The sequence below is a fragment of the Salmonella sp. HY31 genome (assembly GCF_042604575.1).
GTDB classification, from domain to species: domain Bacteria; phylum Pseudomonadota; class Gammaproteobacteria; order Enterobacterales; family Enterobacteriaceae; genus Salmonella; species Salmonella diarizonae.
Map to the genome: position 1 here is coordinate 3119456 of NZ_CP170479.1, position 20572 is coordinate 3140027.

Consider the following 20572-nt stretch of genomic DNA (forward strand, 5'->3'; position numbering starts at 1 on the left):
CGTATCATACACTGGCCCGCAGGTTTTAGCGCGTCGCCCAGCCCTGTTTATGCAAATATTCGAGAATAAATGGGCGATTTTCTTTAATCAGGGTGCGACGGATATGATCGCTCCAGGTATCGCGTCGCGTATTGCTGCCGCGGTTCAGATAATACTCAGCCAACTGCTCGTCATAGCGCGCCAACAGCTTTTCATCAAGCGGTTGATACCGGTTCTCATGAACCACCAGCGCGGCAGGCAGGCGCGGTTTCAGATCCGGATTATCCGCAGGCCAGCCCAAACACAAGCCAAACAGCGGCAATACATACTTCGGCAATTTCAACAGTTCGGTAACAGACTCAATATTATTACGGATGCCGCCGATATACACGCCGCCTAACCCCAGCGATTCCGCCGCCGTCAGCGCATTTTGCCCCATCATCGCTGTATCAACTACGCCGAGCAGCAGTTGTTCGGCAAGCCCCAACTGCGCGTCAGGGCAGATTTGCAAATGACGATTAAAATCGGCGCAAAATACCCAAAACTCAGCGGCCTGCGCCACATGCTTTTGCCCGCCCGTCAGGGACACCAACGCCTCGCGCAGCGCCTTATCGCTAATACGGATAATAGAACTGCACTGTAAAAAACTGGAACTGGACGTGCTGCGTGCAGCGGCAATAATGGCCTCTCGCTGCGCGTCAGTCACGGGTTCATCGGTGAAATGGCGAATAGAACGATGGCCACAAAGAAGTTCAATGGTCGGACTCATTATGCTTTTCTCTATCTGAACGGGAAGAAATGTCGGGTGGACGTTTCATCAATTGCGGCGCCAGTAACTGCGCAATACGCCACATCATCGCCACCGCGGCGGGGAGGATCAACACGACGCCCAGGAAAACCATCAATACGCCAGCCAGAGGCGTATTGCACGGCGCTGGCAGCGTAAGGTAATGATTAAGCGATAGCAAAGCGAGCGCCAGCAAAATCATACCGAGGCATTCCAGTATCAGTATGCTTTTGGGTAACACGCCAATTGTGCGCATATCAAGCCTCCCGGTAAACTGAGGCACAGTGTAGAACGTTCTGGTCCGGCGTGTTTAGCAGATATAGTCTTAGATTATCAAAGGAACAGGCGTAACCTGCTTTTCATCCACCGTAAATCGCGGCATGATAACGTCTGTTCGCCGTCTGGCTTTATGTTCGAGGAGAGATATGTTTACTGTTATTTTTGGCCGCCCAGGGTGCCCTTATTGCGTGCGTGCAAAAGAGCTGGCGGAAAAACTGAGCAACGAACGCGACGATTTCAACTATCGCTATATTGATATCCATGCCGAAGGCATTACTAAAGCGGATTTAGAAAAAACCGTAGGTAAACCCGTAGAAACCGTACCGCAGATTTTTGTCGATCAAAAACATATCGGCGGCTGTACGGACTTTGAAGCATGGGCAAAAGAAAATCTGAATCTTTTCGCCTGATTGCTCTGGCAACGCCCTCTGCCGGAGGGCGCTATCGGTGTTTTTTTCGCCGGTGACTAAACAGGGTGCTAATAAACAAATAACAGAGCGCGCCTAAAGCACACCAGAATACGGCGCTAAATAACCACGCCAGTTCTTGCCATAACGATCGGGTTGGCATAAATACAACACGCATTAGCACCAGGCAAAATGGCGCCGCCAGCATCGCCCCGATCAGCGGTCGGATCACTTCGCGTCGGTGAGAATAAAAACTGGCCACCGCACCAGGCAACGTAAAAAATAACAGCCCAATCTCAGGATGCCCTGCCGCGCGAAAAGCGCCTTGCATATGCATAGTTAATGAAAGACACACCACAATAAAGAGTACAAAGCAGCAGACAACGCCTGCCCACCCCTGTTTATGTTTCAATCGTTCCTCCTGACACTCTCTATCGAACACGCTTTCCGCCGTGAGGCGTCCAGTCAGATAAAGTCATGTGGCATTCCATGCCAAAAACACACCTGCACGATTCTTATAGCCGTTAGTACGCAATAAGATTAAACTAGCAGGATATATTGTTGTGTTGTTTTTATTTGGATGCTGCATGCAATACGATTGCACCCTTAATTCATGATAAAAACAGTAGCGTAAATTATCATTTCTTTCAACAGCTTACTCGTAAACAAGAAGTTAGTCTCCGTGAATATAAACGTCGCAGATTTGTTAAATGGGAATTACATCCTGTTATTATTTGTGGTCCTGGCTCTTGGCCTGTGTCTTGGCAAGTTACGTCTGGGCTCAGTCCAACTTGGTAATTCCATTGGCGTTTTGGTGGTCTCTCTATTATTAGGGCAGCAGCATTTTAGTATTAACACCGACGCGCTAAATCTGGGATTTATGCTGTTTATTTTTTGTGTCGGCGTCGAAGCTGGTCCCAACTTTTTTTCGATTTTTTTTCGTGACGGTAAAAATTATCTGATGCTTGCCCTGGTCATGGTCGGTAGCGCTCTGCTAATCGCCTTAGGCCTTGGTAGGCTATTCGGCTGGGATATCGGCCTGACGGCCGGTATGCTGGCCGGCTCAATGACATCTACGCCAGTGCTGGTTGGCGCAGGGGATACCCTGCGACATTCCGGCATCGCCAACACGCAACTCTCCTCCGCCCTTGATAATCTGAGCCTGGGCTATGCCCTGACCTATCTGATCGGGCTGGTCAGTCTGATCGTGGGCGCGCGCTACTTGCCTAAACTACAGCATCAGGATTTGCAAACCAGCGCCCAGCAAATTGCTCGCGAGCGCGGTCTGGATACCGATGCTAATCGCAAGGTTTATCTGCCAGTTATCCGCGCCTATCGGGTTGGCCCGGAACTGGTGGCCTGGACTGACGGCAAAAATCTGCGCGAGCTGGGTATTTACCGCCAGACAGGCTGCTATATCGAACGTATTCGCCGTAACGGTATTCTGGCGAACCCGGATGGCGATGCGGTACTGCAAATGGGCGATGAGATTGCGCTGGTCGGCTATCCGGACGCGCACGCCAGGCTCGATCCCAGCTTCCGTAATGGTAAGGAAGTGTTTGATCGCGATCTGCTTGATATGCGCATCGTGACGGAAGAAATTGTGGTGAAAAACCACAATGCGGTCGGTCGCCGCCTCGCTCAGCTCAAGCTGACCGATCATGGCTGCTTCCTTAACCGCGTCATCCGCAGCCAGATCGAAATGCCTATCGACGATAACGTAGTGCTGAATAAAGGCGACGTGTTACAGGTGAGCGGCGACGCCAGACGCGTAAAAACCATCGCTGATCGCATTGGTTTTATTTCGATCCATAGTCAGGTGACTGACCTGCTCGCTTTCTGCGCTTTTTTTATCATCGGTTTAATGATCGGGATGATTACCTTCCAGTTCAGCAATTTTAGTTTCGGCATCGGCAACGCGGCCGGATTGCTGTTCGCCGGGATCATGCTCGGTTTCCTGCGCGCCAACCATCCTACCTTTGGTTATATTCCGCAGGGCGCGCTTAACATGGTGAAAGAGTTCGGCTTGATGGTATTTATGGCAGGCGTTGGTTTAAGCGCCGGCAGCGGTATCAGCAACGGGCTGGGCGCGGTCGGCGGACAAATGCTGATTGCCGGGCTTGTCGTCAGCCTGGTACCGGTGGTGATCTGCTTCCTGTTTGGCGCTTATGTACTGCGCATGAACCGGGCACTGCTGTTCGGCGCCATGATGGGGGCGCGTACCTGCGCCCCGGCGATGGAAATCATTAGCGATACGGCGCGCAGCAATATTCCGGCGCTGGGTTATGCGGGGACTTACGCCATCGCCAACGTTCTGCTGACACTGGCGGGAACACTTATTGTCATCATCTGGCCGGGATTAGGATAAAACTGAAGTTTGCCTTTGAGTGAAAAAATTTTGCCAATAGGTAGAACTTTTCATTAAAGCATCAGTCATACCTATTGCCACTGCTTTTCTTTGATGTCCCCATTTTGTGGAGCCCATCAACCCCGCCATTTCGGTTCAAGGTTGATGGGTTTTTTGTTGCCTGACGCAGAGTGGGGCAACATTGACTCTCCGGCGATTCGCTTTACCATCCGTAAAATCTCTTCACGCGCCAGCGGTGTTCGATCCGTTACAAAATGCAGCGTCATCCCCTCAATAAACGCATCCAGCGCGCGGGCGGTCTGCACGTCAAACCACTGCGCCAGCGTATTCTGGCTACGCTGCATCCAGTTTTGCATGACTATTTTTAACGCTGGCTTATCGCTGGCATAGGCATATAACTGATACATTAACGCCATATTATCCGGCGTCGTAACCTGCGTCGTAACCTGCGAGCCGTAAATCATTTCCGTTATTGCCTGGCACGCCCCCTCCGCATCCGTCACCTGCGCAAAAAAGTCCTGGTATTGACGCAACATGTTCTCGGTGAAAAGTGTAAAAGCTTCACTCAATAACGCATCCATACCGGCAAAATAGTAGGTCATCGAGCCAAGCGGCACCTGAGCGATAGCGGCGATTTTCCGGTGCGTCACGGCATGAACGCCATAGGTCTTTACCGCTTCCAGTGTGGCCTGAATAATTTTTTCACGTCGCTTAGGATCATTGGCGCGTCTTACGGCATTTTCTTTCATGATGAGTTCCACATCTCATTCAGGATGCAGGCTATAGTAGCCTGCCGCTTACGCTGAAAAAACAGATAGTAAAAACTGTCTGCACAACGAAGTATGACGACGATATGTACAAATGTACACAAGCTTGCTAATGTTTACCTCTCGCTTCTATTTTCTGGCCTGACGCTATGACCGTCCTCTCCTCACGTAACGCCTTAAAACGCCGTACCTGGGCGCTGTTTATGTTCTTCTTTTTACCCGGCCTGCTGATGGCCTCCTGGGCAACCCGAACGCCTGCTATTCGGGATATTCTTTCCGTCTCTATCGCGGAAATGGGGGCAGTCTTATTCGGGCTTTCTATCGGTTCAATGAGCGGTATTCTTTGTTCCGCCTGGCTGGTGAAACGATTTGGCACCCGGAAAGTTATTCGCACGACGATGACCTGCGCAGTAGGCGGGATGGTTATTCTTAGCGTCGCGCTGTGGTGCGCCTCGCCGCTGATTTTTGCCCTGGGGTTAGCCGTTTTCGGCGCCAGTTTTGGCGCCGCCGAAGTGGCGATTAATGTCGAAGGCGCGGCGGTCGAACGCGAGCTGAATAAAACCGTTCTGCCGATGATGCATGGTTTTTACAGTTTCGGCACGCTGGCGGGCGCTGGTGTCGGCATGGCGTTAACCGCATTAAGCGTCCCGGCTAACATTCATATCATCCTCGCGGCTGCCGTGGCTATCGCGCCCATTTTTATCGCCATTCGGGCGATCCCTGACGGTACGGGTAAAAACGCATCGGAAGGTTCTCACTTTCAGGAAAAAGGATTACCTTTTTATCGGGACATCCAGCTTTTACTCATTGGCGTGGTGGTGCTGGCAATGGCATTCGCCGAAGGCTCTGCGAATGACTGGCTGCCGTTACTGATGGTAGACGGACACGGTTTCAGCCCAACCTCCGGCTCTCTGATTTACGCCGGTTTCACGCTTGGCATGACCGTTGGTCGCTTTAGCGGCGGCTGGTTTATTGACCGCTATAGCCGTGTGACGGTTGTTCGCGCCAGCGCGTTGATGGGAGCACTGGGCATTGGCCTGATTATTTTTGTTGATAGCGCCTGGGTTGCCGGCGTATCAGTCATTCTTTGGGGCTTAGGCGCCTCGCTCGGCTTCCCGCTGACCATTTCCGCCGCCAGCGATACTGGTCCCGACGCGCCGACGCGCGTGAGCGTTGTCGCCACGACCGGCTATCTGGCGTTTTTGGTCGGACCGCCGCTGTTGGGCTATCTGGGAGAGCACTATGGATTACGCAGCGCCATGATGGTCGTGTTGGCGCTGGTTATTCTGGCGGCGCTGGTAGCGAAGGCCGTCGCCAAACCTGTATTGACTCCGCAACCAGTAATGGAGCATAACGCATGAGTATCAAATTAATCGCCGTCGACATGGACGGCACTTTTCTGAGCGATCAAAAAACCTATAACCGTGACCGGTTTATGGCGCAGTACCAACAAATGAAGAGGAAAGGCATTCGCTTTGTCGTGGCCAGCGGCAATCAGTATTACCAGTTAATCTCCTTCTTTCCGGAAATTGCGCACGAAATCGCTTTTGTCGCGGAAAACGGCGGCTGGGTGGTCAGCGAAGGAAAGGATGTTTTTAATGGCGAGCTGACAAAAGCCGACTTCCAGACGGTTGTCGAACACCTGCTCACACGCGCCGATGTGGAGATTATCGCCTGTGGAAAAAACAGCGCCTACACGCTGAAACAGTACGATGATGCGTTAAAAGCCGTTGCGGCGATGTATTACCATCGCCTGGAGTTTGTAGATAATTTTAATAATATCAACGATGTCTTTTTCAAATTTGGCCTTAATATTACCGATGAGCGGATACCGGAAGTACAGGCGGCGCTGCACAACGCCATTGGCGATATCATGGTCCCGGTTCATACCGGCTATGGCAGCATCGATTTAATTATTCCCGGCGTCCATAAAGCCAACGGTCTGCGTCTGTTACAGCAGCGCTGGGGCATTCGTGATAATGAAGTGGTAGTGTTCGGCGACGGCGGCAACGATATTGAGATGCTACGTCAGGCCGGGTTTAGTTTTGCGATGTCGCACGCCAGCGAAGCAGTCGCGGCGGCGGCGAAATACCGCGCCGGATCGAACAACCAGGAAGGCGTGCTGGATATCATCGACGGCGTATTAAAAAACGAGCCACCATTCAACCTCTAGCGGATGGCCTCTCTATGCCTGATAGCAGAAAGCTTATCAGGCATAGCCGCTCTCTGGGTCTGTTTGCGAATCCCCCGCCCGCTTATCTTTTAAGAAGACCAGCATCAGCAACAGCCAAAGAATACCGTTTGCCAGATTAAACAGGCTAAATAGCCCATTGCCGCCGCTTAACCAGGCGTGTTTACTTACTTCAATGCCAACGGTAAAAATCAGCATTTGTAGCATTCCCATCGCCGCCGAGACCGTTCCTTTACTCATATCGCTGGAGAAAAGCGTCAGACGCACCAGTCCGGCATTCGCCAGCCCAATGCCAAAAGCGTATAGGCTTAATCCCGCCGTCATCCATAAATAAGCATGGGATGAGACCACCGTCGCCGCCGCGGCGATGATCAGCCCCGCGACGATAGGCCAACCACCCATAACGATCAGCGAGCGAACCGTACGTCGGGAGGTTAAACGCGCCAACACCAGGTTACCGGCGATCAGCGCGCCAAAAACGGGCACCTGTAGCAGACCATATTCATAACTGCTGAGCTGTTCGCCGCTAATAATGATAATCGGCGACTGCGCAATCCAGGCCAACAGCGGCAGGCTGACAAATCCCAGCGCTAACGCCCCTGCGACAAACCGCCGGTTTTTTATCACCAGTCGATAATCCCGGCCCAGCGCCTTGAGCGATAGCGTTTCACCCCGCCGCGTGGCAGTCTCCGGCATTGCGCGCTGTAGCCCGAAAAAGGCGATAGCGGCCAGCGCGGCGAACAGAATAAACATCCCCTCCCACGGCAGGACATGTACCCATGCCGCCCCGACCAGTGGTCCCAGTAGCGGCGCGATTAACGCCACGTTTGCCATCAACGCGGTAATTTTTATACATACCGCTTCCTCAAAGGATTCCTGAATCGCGGCATACCCTACAGCGCCGATAAAACACAGACTAATCCCTTGCAAAAAACGCAGGAACGTAAATTGTTCAATGTTTTTCGCCAGTAGCGTCGCCAGGCAGGTGACAATAAACCACACGACGCCCGCCAGCATCACGGGACGACGGCCAATACGGTCTGACAACGGTCCAAGCAGCCACTGTAAGAACATGCCGCCCGCCAGATAAGCGGTCATAGACGTAGGAACCCAGTCCAGGCTCGCCTGATACTGCTCAACCACCGCCAGCATACCCGGCTGTATCATGTCATTGCCAATATAAGTAGAAAATTCGTACAGCACCAGACAGAGGGGAAAAAGCAGAGCCTGACGTCCCAGCCTGGCGCCTGATTGTAAACGGTTATGCATACCATCTCTTCGCCAATAAAAAACCGCGCAGAGTGTAATGAAAGTCCGGGAACTGAGATAGCGAATTATGAGGCTGCAAGGGAAATAGCGCACATTTTTACAGAAAGCCGCTTAGCGCTTGCGTACTTTAAGGTTAATTTAAGTTTGCGCCGTTATCATGGAAGTTGTTTTATGCCATTGTCTTAAATCTCTTCATGTTGCAGCCAAATAAGACAATACCGCTTTTCCTCCCTGTTACGCTGCATTTATGCTCAGTTTGCACGGGGATGAGTTGGCTGTCCCTTTTGATTTCATTGCTCTGAGCCTGGATGTTATGCTGGAAAACCTTAACGACTCGCTGTTTTATGTTATTAACGCCACGCCTGATTCCGCGCAGTGGATGATTTCGCTCGCTATCTTTATCGCCAAAGATGCCATCAACATCGTCCCGCTTTTAGTTGTTGTGCTCTGGCTGTGGGGCCCGCGCGATCAGGTCTGCGCTCAGCGCCAACTGATCGTTAAAATAGGCATCGCGCTGATTATCAGTCTGGCGGTCTCCTGGACAATGGGACACCTTTTCCCGCACGACCGTCCTTTTGTCGATCATATCGGCTACAACTTCCTGCATCATGCCGCCGATGACTCTTTCCCCAGCGATCACGGTACGGTGATTTTTACCTTTGCGCTGGCGTTTTTGTTCTGGCACCGCCTCTGGTCAGGCATCGTGATGATGGCGATAGCTATTACCATCGCCTGGTCGCGCGTCTATCTCGGCGTACACTGGCCGTTAGATATGATTGGCGCGCTACTGGTAGCGATGCTTGGTTGCCTGAGCGCGCAACTGATCTGGCAACGGTACGGCGCGCCGATCTACCAGGCGCTGCAACGTTGTTACCGTTTCTGTTTCGCGCTGCCCATTCGAAAAGGCTGGGTACGTGACTAAACAGCGAAAAAAAGAGTAATATTAAGCGCTCTGTATGGTGCGGAGCGCTTATTTAACTCTCCAGGAGAACTATGGAAACGCGACGCGACGAGCGTATTGGTCAATTGCTGCAGGCCTTAAAACGCAGCGATAAACTTCACCTTAAAGAAGCCGCGACCCTGTTGGGCGTCTCTGAAATGACCATTCGTCGCGACCTGAACCATAAAAGCGCGCCTGTCGTGTTGCTGGGCGGCTATATCGTACTGGAGCCCCGCAGCGCCAGTCATTATCTGTTAAGCGATCAAAAATCTCGTCTGGTGGAAGAAAAACGCCGAGCCGCTCAGTTGGCTGCGGGCTTGGTACAGGCGCATCAGACGGTATTTATTGACTGCGGCACCACCACGCCGTGGATCATTGAAGCCATTGATAATGACCTTCCCTTTACGGCGGTGTGCTATTCACTTAATACCTTTCTGGCGCTGCAGGACAAACCACATTGTCGCGCCATCCTCAGCGGCGGGGAGTTTCACGCCAGCAACGCCATTTTCAAACCGCTTGATTTCCATGAAACGTTAAACAATATTTGTCCGGATATCGCGTTTTATTCCGCCGCCGGCGTTCATACCAGTAAAGGCGCTACCTGCTTTAATCTGGAAGAACTGCCGGTAAAACATTGGGCAATGACGATGGCGCAGTGCCATGTGCTGGTGGTGGATCACAGTAAATTCGGCAAGGTACGTCCGGCGCGAATGGGGGAATTATCACGCTTTGATACGATTATCAGCGACCGCCGGCCCGATGAGACATTTGTGGCCTACGCCAAAGCGCAACAAATTAACCTGATGTATTAACCGCAAGTCGCCGGATGAGACGCACACCCGGCAACGAGGTTATTTTACGAGAACCAACCGCCAAACCATTGATGGAATTTCATCAGCACAAAATCCCACATCCGGCTAAAAAATCCGCCCTCATCGACGTTTTCCATCACCATTAACGGACGTTGCTCAATGGATTTTCCGTTGAGCTGGAAATCGATGGCGCCGACAACCTGCCCTTTCTTCAACGGCGCCATGAGCTGTGGTTCATTCAACGTAAAACTGGCCTTCAGGTTTTTAAGCTGCCCACGCGGAATCGTCACAGACCCCGCGTCGCCCGCCCCTAAATTGACCTCACGCTTATCGCCAAACCAGACCCGTTGCGTCACGAATGTCGCGTCAGGTTTAATCGGCGTGACCGTTTCAAAGAAGCGGAAACCCCAGGTCAGCAGTTTTTCTGACTCATTAAAACGAATACGATCCGTTTTCGCCCCCAGCACGACGGAGATCAGACGCATATCGCCCTGAGTGGCGGAGGCGACAAGGTTATACCCAGCGCCTGTCGTTGTCCCCGTTTTCATGCCGTCGACATGCAGATTGGTGCTCCACAACAGGCGGTTGCGGTTTGGTTGACGAATATTATTAAAGGTAAACTCTTTCTCTTTATGAATGGCGTATTCGTCAGGCACGTCGTGAATCAAGGCTTTGCCGAGCAGCGCCATATCGCGAGCGGTACTGAACTGCCCTGGCGCATCAAGACCGTGCACCGTCTGGAAGGTTGTATTCGTTAACCCCAGTCGTTTCGCATAGGCGTTCATCAGGCCGATAAAGGACTCCTGGCTTCCGGCAACGTAGTCGGCAAGCGCGATACAGGCATCGTTACCTGACTGAATGATGATGCCTTTATTAAGATCCGCAACCGACACCTGATCGCCCGGCTTCAGAAACATCACCGACGACCCACGTAGCGCCGGGTTCCCCGTCGCCCAGGCATCTTTGCCCACCGTCACCATATCGGTCAGCTTGATTTTCCCTGCCTTCAGCGCCTGGCCCACCACGTAGCTGGTCATAATTTTTGTCAAACTGGCAGGGTCGAGTTTCTCATCAGCGTTGCCTTCCGCCAGCACTTTACCGCTGGCGTAATCCATTAAGATCCAGGCTCGCGCATCAACGCCCGGCGGCGCGATCGTTTGTTCCTCTGCCTTTACAGGCGAAACGAAAAGGAATAAGAGAACCGAACCTGCCGCGAGGCTACGAAGGGAAGAAGCGTATTGCGTCATAGTACCACCCGAGTATCCATTCCAAAAACACACGTCACACCACCGTGTAATAAGTGCGGTGAGTAATAACGCACTCACAACGTTAAAGAAACCGTAACTTGGTAAAGTTTTTAAAGTTTATGCAATAACATCCCGTTACGCTTCCTTCATAACGATTTTTTTACAGAATGTTGTGTAAATGTTAGGTTTATCTCATTGTAGGCCGATTACTGTCATCATCCTGATAAAACAGAAGGGGTTAATATGATTACGCTGTGGGGCCGGAACAACTCGGCTAACGTTAAAAAAGTGTTGTGGACGCTTGAAGAGCTGGAACTGCCATACGATCAAATTCTGGCAGGCGGAAAATTCGGCGTTAACCAGGATGCCGACTATCTGGCGATGAATCCTAATGGGCTGGTGCCGCTGCTTAAAGATGATGAAACCAACCTGTTATTGTGGGAATCCAATGCCATTGTCCGCTATCTGGCGGCGCAATACGGCCAGAACCGGCTATGGGTTGATAATCCGGCGCGGCGTGCGGAGGGCGAAAAATGGATGGACTGGGCGAATCAAACGTTAAGCCCGGCGCACCGCGTGATCCTGATGGGACTGGTCAGAACCCCGCCGGAAAAACGCGATCGGGCGGCAATTGAAGCCGGTATCGAAAAGTGTGATAGCCTGTTCGTGCTTCTTGATGATGCTCTGGCCCGCCAGCCGTGGTTCTCCGGGGATAACTTTGGCACCGGCGATATCGCCATTGCGCCTTTCGTCTATAACCTGTTGAACGTGGGTCTGAAGTGGACGCCACGCCCGAATCTGGAGCGCTGGTATCAACAGCTCACCGAGCGCCCTGCTTTTCGTAAAGTGGTGATGATCCCGGTTACCTAACGCGTGGCTGCGGTATCGGGTGAAGGACTTACCTTGAGTAACTGCCCGTCGGACTCATCGGTTAACACATATAAGTAGCCGTCAGGTCCGACACGTACATCACGGATACGCTGCTTTCTGTCACCCAGAATACGGCCTTCTTCCGTCACCGTATTTCCATCGACGCGCATCACAATAACCTCTTTATCTTTTAGCGCGCCGATAAACAGTTTGTGCCGCCACGGCGCAAAAACATCGCTGGCATAAAAAGCCATTCCGCTGATCGCCGGAGAATCCTTCCAGTAGTAAACCGGTTGCTCTGTCCCCTCCACAATTTCACCTTTAGCTTCCGGCACTTTCAGACCGCTATAGTTGATGCCCCATGTGGCCAGCGGCCAGCCATAATTTTTGCCTTTTTCCGGGATGTTAATTTCATCGCCGCCGCGCGGGCCGTGTTCATGCAGCCATAGCGCGCCGCTCCAGGGATTGATGGCCAGTCCCTGCGGATTACGAATACCGTAAGACCAGATTTCCGGACGCACGCCCGCCTGATGTACAAACGGATTATCCGGCGGGATTTCGCCCTGCCCGGTCAGGCGCACCAGCTTACCCTGTAATTTATCCAAATCCTGTGCGGTAGCGCGCTGGTTATTTTCACCCAGGGCAATAAAAAGAGCCCCTTTCGCATCGAATACCATACGTCCGCCAAAATGGTTGCCGGTAGACAACTTAGGCATCTGGCGAAACACGGTACGAAAATGCTCCAGACGCTGAAGATCGTCGCTCAGCCGCCCAAAGCCGACTGCCGTACCGGCGTTTCCTTCGCGGTCAGCTTCAGCATAGCTCAGCCAGACGCGGCGCGACTGGGCGAAATCAGGTGCCAGCACGACGTCCAGCAAACCTCCCTGCCCGTTTGCCCACACTTTCGGTACGCCAGCCAGCGGATCGGAAAGTCCCCGCCCCGCCTGCCAGTGGCGCAGTTGTCCCCCTTTCAGGGTAATGAGCATCCCACGATTATCCGGTAAAAAAGCCAGCGACCACGGGTGATCGAGCCGGGTTTGCAGTACCTCAACATTCACCGGCGCAAGATTCGCGTTTGCCCACGAAGAGAAAAGAGAGAATGAAACTACCGCGAGAAGTATTCGACGCATACCACCTCCTTCAGTGCTCTGCGTTAAAGCGTAGCCAGCATCGGAAGAGGTCGATTTATTTTTACAAAACATTAAGCGGCACGGTCCGGTAAAAAGGGGGAGTCGCCTCCCCCCTTGTTCAGACCTGTGTAAGCGGTGAATGTGCTTTCAGACTCTGAATACTCAGCGTCAAAGTTGTCAGACAGTTTTCAAGTTTATCTGCGTTGACGGCAATAAAGGTCGGACAATCATGGTGTCCGCTCATTAAACAAACGGCGGCGGCTGCGAGCGCGCCTTCGGCACGGCGCAGCGCGTTCCACTCTTCCTGATCGAGATGCAGTCCCTGCCGTAAAGCTTGATCGTGGAGCTCGCGATTCAGTTCAAAAAAATTGTCACGCAGAGTGTCACTTTCGCTGACTGACATATACCCCTTCGCTTTTCGCAATTGCAGATAAGCGGCAAGATCGATGCGCGCGTTTATCAGCTTGTTGAGAAGATCGGTTCTCAGTCTGTCAACGACCATACCTTTTTTCCTCCTCTTTTCTACCAGGGTTCAACATAATAGTATGGTCGTTTTTTAGACAAAGGGGTGTCAGAGATCAAGAATTTTCTTAGAATTAGCCTTTTTCACCTTTTGCTGATAACCACAGCGGTTGACGCCGACGTTCCCGATGAGATTGCGATACAATTTTTGTCCGGATATCTGTAGAATCCCTGCCCTGACCATTCCAATAAATGAACACTTTTTAAGCTATGAGTAATGTAACCCACCAGCCAAAGATCGGCTTCGTTTCCCTGGGCTGTCCGAAAAACCTCGTTGATTCGGAACGCATCCTGACTGAACTGCGTACCGAAGGCTATGACGTTGTACCACGCTATGACGATGCGGATATGGTTATCGTTAATACCTGTGGCTTTATTGACAGCGCGGTACAAGAGTCACTGGAAGCCATTGGCGAAGCGCTGAACGAAAACGGTAAGGTAATCGTCACCGGCTGCCTGGGCGCAAAAGAAGATCAGATCCGCGAAGTGCATCCGAAAGTACTGGAAATCACCGGGCCGCATAGCTATGAGCAAGTTCTGCAGCACGTCCATCATTACGTACCGAAACCGAAGCACAATCCATTTTTAAGCCTCGTACCGGAACAGGGTGTAAAACTGACGCCGCGCCATTATGCGTATCTGAAAATTTCTGAAGGCTGTAATCACCGCTGCACGTTCTGCATCATCCCGTCGATGCGCGGGGATCTGGTCAGCCGTCCAATTGGCGACGTATTAAGCGAAGCGAAACGTCTGGTTGATGCCGGGGTCAAAGAGATTCTGGTGATTTCGCAAGATACCTCCGCCTACGGCGTAGATGTAAAGCACCGCACCGGATTCCACAATGGCGAACCGGTGAAAACCAGTATGGTGAGCCTGTGCGAGCAGTTATCAAAACTGGGCGTCTGGACGCGTCTGCACTACGTCTACCCCTACCCGCACGTCGATGATGTGATTCCGCTAATGGCGGAAGGCAAAATCCTGCCCTATCTGGACATCCCGCTGCAACATGCCAGCCCGCGGATTCTTAAACTGATGAAACGTCCAGGTTCCGTTGACCGCCAACTGGCGCGCATTAAGCAGTGGCGCGAAATCTGCCCGGAACTGACCCTACGATCCACCTTTATTGTCGGCTTCCCCGGCGAAACGGAAGAAGACTTCCAGATGCTGCTCGACTTCCTGAAAGAGGCGCGTCTCGATCGCGTAGGCTGCTTCAAGTACAGCCCTGTGGAAGGCGCAGGCGCGAATGACCTGCCGGATCAGGTGCCGGAAGAGGTGAAAGAAGAACGCTGGAACCGCTTTATGCAACTGCAACAGCAAATCTCCGCTGAACGCTTGCAGGAAAAAGTGGGCCGCGAAATTCTGGTGATCGTTGATGAGGTTGACGAAGAAGGCGCTATTGGGCGTAGCATGGCGGATGCGCCGGAAATTGACGGCGCGGTCTATTTGAACGGCGAAACCAACGTCAAACCGGGCGATATCGTGCGCGTGAAAGTAGAAAACGTCGACGAATATGATTTGTGGGGCAGTCGGGTTTAACGCCTCCTCCCCCGGCGCGGGTGCCGGGCAGTACCGCAGAAGCTTATCCTTTAATCTTCGGGTCCAGCGCATCGCGCAGCCCGTCGCCTAACAGGTTAAACGCCAGCACTGTCAGGAAAATCGCCACCGCCGGGAAGAGCGCTACGTGCGGCGCGATGACCATATCCGCCCGCGCTTCATTGAGCATCGCTCCCCACTCCGGCGTTGGCGGCTGCGCGCCTAATCCGAGAAATGACAGGCTTGCCGCGGAAATGATTGACGTACCGATACGCATCGTAAAGAAAACCACAATTGACGAGACCGTTCCCGGCAAGATATGGCTAAACAAAATCGTCGTGTCGCTGGCGCCGATACTGCGGGCAGACTCAATAAACGTCTGCTGTTTTAAGACCAGCGTATTTCCGCGCACCAGACGAGCAAACGCCGGAATAGAAAAAATCGCCACCGCAACGATCACATTAGCGATACCGCTGCCTAACACCGCCACAACGGCAATCGCCAGCAAAATGCCGGGGAAGGCAAACAGCACATCGCAAATGCGCATAATGAAACGATCCCACCAGCCTTCATAATATCCCGCCAGCAATCCCAACACCGTACCGATTATCGCGCCGATAAATACCGCGAACACGCCCGCCGCCAGTGAGATCTGCGCCCCAACGAGAACCCGGCTAAAGATGTCTCTTCCCAGCGAGTCAACGCCAAACCAGTGCTGCAAAGAGGGGCCATTGTTCAGGCTATCGTAGTCAAAATAGTTTTCCGCATCGTAGGGCGTCAGCCAACGGGCAAAAATCGCCACCAGAATTAACGCCAGGACAAATCCCCCAGCGACCAAAGCGACATGCTGGCGGCGAAAACGACGCCAGAACTCCCGCCACGGCGTGCGTATCTGTTCGGGTTTTACCACCGGCATAGCATGTAAAATCGCCTGACGGCGCCAGTTAAATAATCGCATCCTTACTTATACCTGATAGCCGGATTAATGGCAGCATAGAGGACATCCACCACTAAGTTGATAAGAATAAATTCCAGAGAAAACAACAGCACTTCTGCCTGAATCACGGGGTAGTCACGCATTTCGACGGAGTCCACCAGTAATCGCCCAAGCCCCGGCCAGTTAAACACTTTTTCGACGACGATCGATCCGCCAAGCAGAAAACCAAATTGCAGGCCCATCATGGTGACGACCGGAATCATCGCATTGCGCAAGCCATGTTTTAACACCACCCACGTTTCACTAACGCCTTTCGCCCGCGCGGTCCTCATGTAATCTTCGCTCAGGACATCGACAAACGAGGAGCGCGTAAAACGCGCCATGACTGATGCCACCGCCGCGCCAAGCGTCAGGGAGGGTAAAATATAATGTTGCCAGCTATCCGCCCCCACGGTCGGTAGCCAGCCCAGCTCCACGGAAAAAATCTGCATTAACAGCATTCCCAGCGCAAAAGCCGGAAAAGAAATACCGGTCACAGCAAGCGTCATTCCTACCCGGTCAGGCCAGCGATTACGCCACACGGCGGCGGCGATGCCGGTCGCCATGCCAAACAGAACCGCCCATATCATACTGGTTATCGTCAGCCACAGAGTCGGCAAAAAGCGGCTGGCGATCTCCTCAGAAACCGGGCGATGGGAAACCATTGACGTACCGAAATCGCCTTGTAAAACATGGGTGATGTAATGCCAAAACTGGACGTGAAGCGGCCGATCAAGACCAAGCTGCTGACGAACCAGCGCGATCACCTGCGCGTCGGCCTCCGGTCCGGCTATCAGCCGCGCCGGGTCGCCGGGCAACAGATGAACAAATAAAAATACCAACACTGCCACAATCAACAGCGTAGGAATTAATCCCAGCAGGCGCTTGAAAACATAGTTAAGCATCACACAAACCTTTTACCGGATGACGGACAACGCACGCGCCATCCAGCCCCATCGCATTACTTACTTCAAATCCGCATCGTCAAAGCTGAAACCGGTATCCGGCATAATCCAGAAACCGGTCAAATTTTTACTGTGCGCAGAAACCAATTTCTCCACCACCAACGGTATCCATGGCGACTCTTTCCAGATAATATCCTGCGCCTCTTTGTACAATCGTGTTTTCTTCTGCGGATCGTTGGTCTTTAATGCCGCCGCCAAATCGCTGTCGACCTGCTTGTTGCTGTAAAAGGCGGTATTAAACTGCGTCGGCGGCCAATTTTGTGATGCGAAGAGCGGCGATAACGCCCAGTCAGCTTCGCCCGTCGACGCCGACCAGCCGGTATAGAACATTCGCACGCCACTCTCTTTTTGCCCTTTGCCCTCAACTTCCGCAGCGCGCTGGCCAGCATCCATCGATGTTATCCGGGCTTTAATGCCAATCTGCGCCAGTTGCTGCTGGGTAAACTGCAACACTTTTTGCGCGGTGCTATGGTTATGCGATGACCACAGCGTGGTACTGAAACCGTCTGGATATCCCGCCTCTTTCAACAGTTCGCGCGCTTTAGCCGGATCATAGGGCCACGGCTGATAGCTTTGCGCATAGGCTATCGACGGCGGCACCACACCCGTCGCCGGCGTGGCGTATCCGGCAAACGCCACTTTAACCAGCGCCTGACGGTTGATGGCGTAATTCAACGCCTCACGCACCTTAGGATTATCAAACGGCTTCTGCGTCACATTCATACTGATATAGCGCTGCATAATGGACGGGCTGGCGACCAGTTCGAGGTTTTTATTTTTCGCCAGTAATGCGGCCTGCTCATAAGGGATAGGAAAAGCAAATTGCGCTTCACCGGTTTGCAGCATCGCCGCGCGGGTATTGTTGTCAGTGACCGGACGCCAGGTAATAGAATCCAGCTTGGGTAATCCCTGCTGCCAGTAACCAGCGAACTTTTTCACTTTGACAAAATCGGTCTGATTCCATGTTTCAAGCTGGTATGGGCCGGTACCCACCGGATGAAAACCAATATCCTTGCCATATTTTTCCAGCGCTTGCGGCGAGATCATCGCCGTCGCCGGGTGCGCCAGAATATTAATGAAGGCGGAGAATGGCTGTTTCAGGGTAATTTTTACCGTTACCGGATCGACGACCTCCGTTTTCGCGATATTTTTATACAGGTTATAACGCTTGAGATGGTTATGCGGATTGCTGGCGCGATCAAGGTTCGCTTTCACCGCCGCCGCATCAAAATCAGCGCCGTCCTGAAATTTCACCCCCTGTCGTAGCGTAATGGTGTAGGTCAGGCCGTCATCAGAAACGGTATAGCCCTCCGCCAGCACGTTTTTTACCTTCATGTCTTTATCCAGGCCAAACAACCCTTGATAAAATGACTTCGCTACCGCCTGCGAGAGCGTATCGTTAGCGTCATACGGATCGAGCGTGGTGAAATTAGACCCTACCGCCACCACCACATCTTTGGCCGCCAGGGCCGGAAAAGCCGCGATGGATGAGGCCAGTCCCAGCGCCGCCAGCCATTTATGCGTAATAAATTGCGTCATGTTGTTCTCCTGAAACCCTGCCAGTCTGAATGTTATAAGCGCGAGAGCGCATTATCCTGCAGGGGCCGCGCAACATAATGTCCCGGCCCGACCAACTGTAATGAAACGGCGGGCGTCTCTTCGCCACGTTTATGAATATTGCTGGGTATATCATCTGATAGCAAAACGCGCCGAGGCCGGTGTCTGGAGGGATCGGCAACCGGCACCGCCGCCATCAATTTACGCGTATAAGGATGCTGCGGATTTTCAAAAACGGCGCGCCGCGTCCCCATCTCAACAATTTGACCAAGATACATCACCGCCACGCGATGGCTAATTCGCTCCACAACTGCCATATCATGCGAAATAAACAGGTAGGCGATCCCCATTTCCCGTTGTAAATCGAGCAGTAAATTAATGATCTGTCCGCGAACGGAAACATCCAGCGCGGAGACCGCCTCATCAGCAATAATCACTTTAGGATTCAATGCCAGCGCGCGAGCAATGCAGATGCGCTGACGTTGACCGCCGGAAAACTCATGCGGATAACGCCAGGCATGTTCAGGACGTAACCCGACACGCTCAAGCAGCCAGGCCACGCGCTTTGCCGCGGCGTCACCCTGCCCCAGACCATGAATCCGTAAAGGTTCCATAATGGAATACCCCACGGTCTGGCGCGGGTCGAGCGAGGCGTAAGGGTCCTGGAAAATACACTGAATATCGCGGCGCAACGGCTGGAGTTTACCCGCAGACAGCGTATCAATGCGCTGGCCGTTAAAGACAATCTCTCCTTGCAGGGATTCAACCAACCGCAGTAACGCGCGTCCGGTCGTCGATTTTCCGCTACCGGACTCGCCCACCAGCGATAGCGTTTCGCCGGGCCAGAGATCGAAACTGACATTCTCAACGGCATGAACTTCACGCGTAATGCGGTTAAAGAGACCGCTACGCAGCGGGAATCGCGTCACCAGTCCCCGAACCTGGAGAATAGGTTTGCCTTCTACCACCGTATCTTGCTCAATCTGCGATTCATAAAGGGCCGGTTCGTCAGCGGAAATCAACGGGAAACGGCGTGGCAGCGAGTGGCCGCGCATCGCGCCAAGCTGAGGGACGGCGGCCAGCAACGCTTTGGTATAAGGATGCGCTGGCGCATGGAAAATCTGCTCTACGCTGCCGGTTTCCACGGCCTCGCCCTGATACATCACCAGCACGCGATCGGCGATATCCGCCACGACGCCCATGTCGTGAGTGATAAAAATCACGCCCATCGACATCTCTTGCTGCAATACTTTGATAAGTTGCAGAATTTGCGCCTGGATAGTGACATCCAGCGCCGTAGTGGGTTCATCGGCAATCAAGACCGCCGGACGGCAGGATAGCGCCATCGCGATCATGACTCGCTGGCGCATCCCACCGGAAAGCTGATGCGGATAACGCGATAAAATCGCCTGCGACTCCGGGATCCGTACCTGATCGAGCATACGTTTCGCTTCCGCCAGCGCCTCTTCGTGGCTGGCGCCCTGATGCAAACGAATAGATTCGGCAATTTGCTCGCCAACGGTAAATACCGGGTTGAGCGAGGTCATTGGCTCCTGGAAAATCATGGCGATATCCGCGCCGCGCACACGCCGCATCTGCGCGTCACTCTGCTCAGACAGCTCAATCACCTGACGATTACGCCGACGCAACAGCATTTCGCCGCAGCGCACGTTCGCACCCGACGGCTCAATCAGCCGCATTAACGCCAGCGCCGTCACCGATTTTCCCGATCCCGACTCGCCGACAATCGCCAGAGTCTCTCCACGCTTCAGGCGTAATGACAAATTACGCACGGCGTCTACCTGCTGCTCTTCGTGGTGAAACGCGATATTCAGGCCACTGACGGACAGAACATCGCGGCTATCCAGTTCATCGCTGTGCGGCACCTGCGGCTCCTTATTCCCGGTAAATTCCTGTGCCTGGCGTATCCCTATTCAGGCGCTGTTCACGGTGGCACACAACTTTTACTATAA

The 20572-nt window shown here is 52.9% G+C and carries 20 protein-coding genes; 8 read left to right on the plus strand and 12 right to left on the minus strand.

Annotation, left to right across the window (positions count from 1 at the left end; translation table 11 throughout):
* Positions 1-25: 25 nt before the first annotated feature.
* Both nfsA and ACE15A_RS14830 read right to left on the minus strand, forming a co-directional pair.
* A complete protein-coding gene (gene nfsA, locus ACE15A_RS14825; protein ID WP_053510042.1) occupies positions 26-748 on the minus strand; it encodes a nitroreductase NfsA in 723 nt (240 codons plus the stop codon).
* On the minus strand, positions 732-1022 hold the full coding sequence (locus ACE15A_RS14830; protein ID WP_023246538.1) for a YbjC family protein: 291 nt from the start codon (positions 1020-1022) through the stop codon (positions 732-734). The genes nfsA and ACE15A_RS14830 overlap by 17 nt, the downstream gene beginning before the upstream one ends.
* A gap of 169 nt (positions 1023-1191) precedes the next feature.
* Between ACE15A_RS14830 and ACE15A_RS14835 the strand changes: the two genes are divergently transcribed.
* Entirely contained in the window at positions 1192-1455 is a 264-nt protein-coding gene (locus ACE15A_RS14835) for a GrxA family glutaredoxin (protein ID WP_000495514.1), read from the plus strand.
* 31 nt (positions 1456-1486) lie between these two features.
* On the opposite strand, the gene ACE15A_RS14840 is transcribed toward ACE15A_RS14835, so the two are convergent.
* The gene (locus tag ACE15A_RS14840; protein WP_023246537.1) at positions 1487-1864 is read right to left on the minus strand and encodes an inner membrane protein YbjM; all 378 of its coding nucleotides are present in this window, start codon (positions 1862-1864) and stop codon (positions 1487-1489) included.
* 270 nt (positions 1865-2134) lie between these two features.
* Between ACE15A_RS14840 and ACE15A_RS14845 the strand changes: the two genes are divergently transcribed.
* Positions 2135-3820: an aspartate:alanine antiporter gene (locus ACE15A_RS14845; RefSeq protein WP_023246536.1), complete on the plus strand. Its 1686-nt coding sequence runs from the start codon at positions 2135-2137 to the stop codon at positions 3818-3820.
* Positions 3821-3936: 116 nt separating this feature from the next.
* Here the strand turns inward: ACE15A_RS14845 and ACE15A_RS14850 are convergent, their stop codons facing one another.
* A complete protein-coding gene (locus ACE15A_RS14850) occupies positions 3937-4569 on the minus strand; it encodes a TetR/AcrR family transcriptional regulator (protein ID WP_129382456.1) in 633 nt (210 codons plus the stop codon).
* A gap of 167 nt (positions 4570-4736) precedes the next feature.
* Here ACE15A_RS14850 and ACE15A_RS14855 point away from each other — a divergent pair, with 167 nt between their 5' ends.
* Both ACE15A_RS14855 and ACE15A_RS14860 read left to right on the plus strand, forming a co-directional pair.
* On the plus strand, positions 4737-5948 hold the full coding sequence (locus ACE15A_RS14855; RefSeq protein ID WP_053510046.1) for an MFS transporter: 1212 nt from the start codon (positions 4737-4739) through the stop codon (positions 5946-5948).
* Positions 5945-6760, plus strand: a complete 816-nt coding sequence (locus ACE15A_RS14860; RefSeq protein WP_053510048.1) for a Cof-type HAD-IIB family hydrolase — start codon at positions 5945-5947, stop codon at positions 6758-6760. The genes ACE15A_RS14855 and ACE15A_RS14860 overlap by 4 nt, the downstream gene beginning before the upstream one ends.
* A gap of 36 nt (positions 6761-6796) precedes the next feature.
* Here the strand turns inward: ACE15A_RS14860 and ACE15A_RS14865 are convergent, their stop codons facing one another.
* Complete coding sequence (locus ACE15A_RS14865; protein ID WP_023246532.1) at positions 6797-8047, minus strand: MFS transporter; 1251 nt, start codon at positions 8045-8047, stop codon at positions 6797-6799.
* A gap of 313 nt (positions 8048-8360) precedes the next feature.
* Here ACE15A_RS14865 and ybjG point away from each other — a divergent pair, with 313 nt between their 5' ends.
* Positions 8361-8969: an undecaprenyl-diphosphate phosphatase gene (gene ybjG / locus ACE15A_RS14870; RefSeq protein ID WP_053510137.1), complete on the plus strand. Its 609-nt coding sequence runs from the start codon at positions 8361-8363 to the stop codon at positions 8967-8969.
* Positions 8970-9040: 71 nt separating this feature from the next.
* Positions 9041-9799, plus strand: coding sequence for a DNA-binding transcriptional repressor DeoR (deoR, locus tag ACE15A_RS14875; protein WP_023246530.1), 759 nt, complete (start codon positions 9041-9043; stop codon positions 9797-9799).
* A gap of 44 nt (positions 9800-9843) precedes the next feature.
* On the opposite strand, the gene dacC is transcribed toward deoR, so the two are convergent.
* On the minus strand, positions 9844-11046 hold the full coding sequence (gene dacC, locus ACE15A_RS14880) for a serine-type D-Ala-D-Ala carboxypeptidase (RefSeq protein WP_053510050.1): 1203 nt from the start codon (positions 11044-11046) through the stop codon (positions 9844-9846).
* Positions 11047-11289: 243 nt separating this feature from the next.
* On the opposite strand from dacC, the gene ACE15A_RS14885 reads away from it, so the two are divergent.
* A complete protein-coding gene (locus ACE15A_RS14885; RefSeq protein ID WP_023246528.1) occupies positions 11290-11916 on the plus strand; it encodes a glutathione S-transferase family protein in 627 nt (208 codons plus the stop codon).
* Here the strand turns inward: ACE15A_RS14885 and ACE15A_RS14890 are convergent.
* Complete coding sequence (locus tag ACE15A_RS14890; protein WP_053510052.1) at positions 11913-13046, minus strand: PQQ-dependent sugar dehydrogenase; 1134 nt, start codon at positions 13044-13046, stop codon at positions 11913-11915. The two genes, ACE15A_RS14885 and ACE15A_RS14890, sit on opposite strands and share 4 nt — an antisense overlap.
* A 118-nt stretch (positions 13047-13164) precedes the next feature.
* Positions 13165-13548 carry a biofilm formation regulator BssR gene (bssR, locus tag ACE15A_RS14895; RefSeq protein ID WP_023246526.1) on the minus strand — a complete coding sequence of 128 codons (384 nt, stop codon included), beginning with the start codon at positions 13546-13548 and terminating at the stop codon, positions 13165-13167.
* A 230-nt stretch (positions 13549-13778) separates the two neighbouring features.
* On the opposite strand from bssR, the gene rimO reads away from it, so the two are divergent.
* Entirely contained in the window at positions 13779-15104 is a 1326-nt protein-coding gene (gene rimO, locus ACE15A_RS14900) for a 30S ribosomal protein S12 methylthiotransferase RimO (protein WP_023246525.1), read from the plus strand.
* A 43-nt stretch (positions 15105-15147) separates the two neighbouring features.
* Here rimO and gsiD read toward each other — a convergent pair whose 3' ends face one another.
* The 4 genes from gsiD to gsiA are packed head-to-tail and all read right to left on the minus strand — an operon-like array spanning position 15148 to position 20485.
* Complete coding sequence (gene gsiD, locus ACE15A_RS14905) at positions 15148-16059, minus strand: glutathione ABC transporter permease GsiD (RefSeq protein ID WP_001236028.1); 912 nt, start codon at positions 16057-16059, stop codon at positions 15148-15150.
* A 2-nt stretch (positions 16060-16061) separates the two neighbouring features.
* A complete protein-coding gene (gene gsiC / locus ACE15A_RS14910; protein ID WP_053510054.1) occupies positions 16062-16982 on the minus strand; it encodes a glutathione ABC transporter permease GsiC in 921 nt (306 codons plus the stop codon).
* Positions 16983-17042: 60 nt separating this feature from the next.
* On the minus strand, positions 17043-18581 hold the full coding sequence (gene gsiB, locus ACE15A_RS14915) for a glutathione ABC transporter substrate-binding protein GsiB (protein WP_023246523.1): 1539 nt from the start codon (positions 18579-18581) through the stop codon (positions 17043-17045).
* Positions 18582-18613: 32 nt separating this feature from the next.
* Positions 18614-20485 carry a glutathione ABC transporter ATP-binding protein GsiA gene (gene gsiA / locus ACE15A_RS14920; RefSeq protein WP_053510055.1) on the minus strand — a complete coding sequence of 624 codons (1872 nt, stop codon included), beginning with the start codon at positions 20483-20485 and terminating at the stop codon, positions 18614-18616.
* Between the last annotated feature and the right edge of the window lie 87 nt (positions 20486-20572).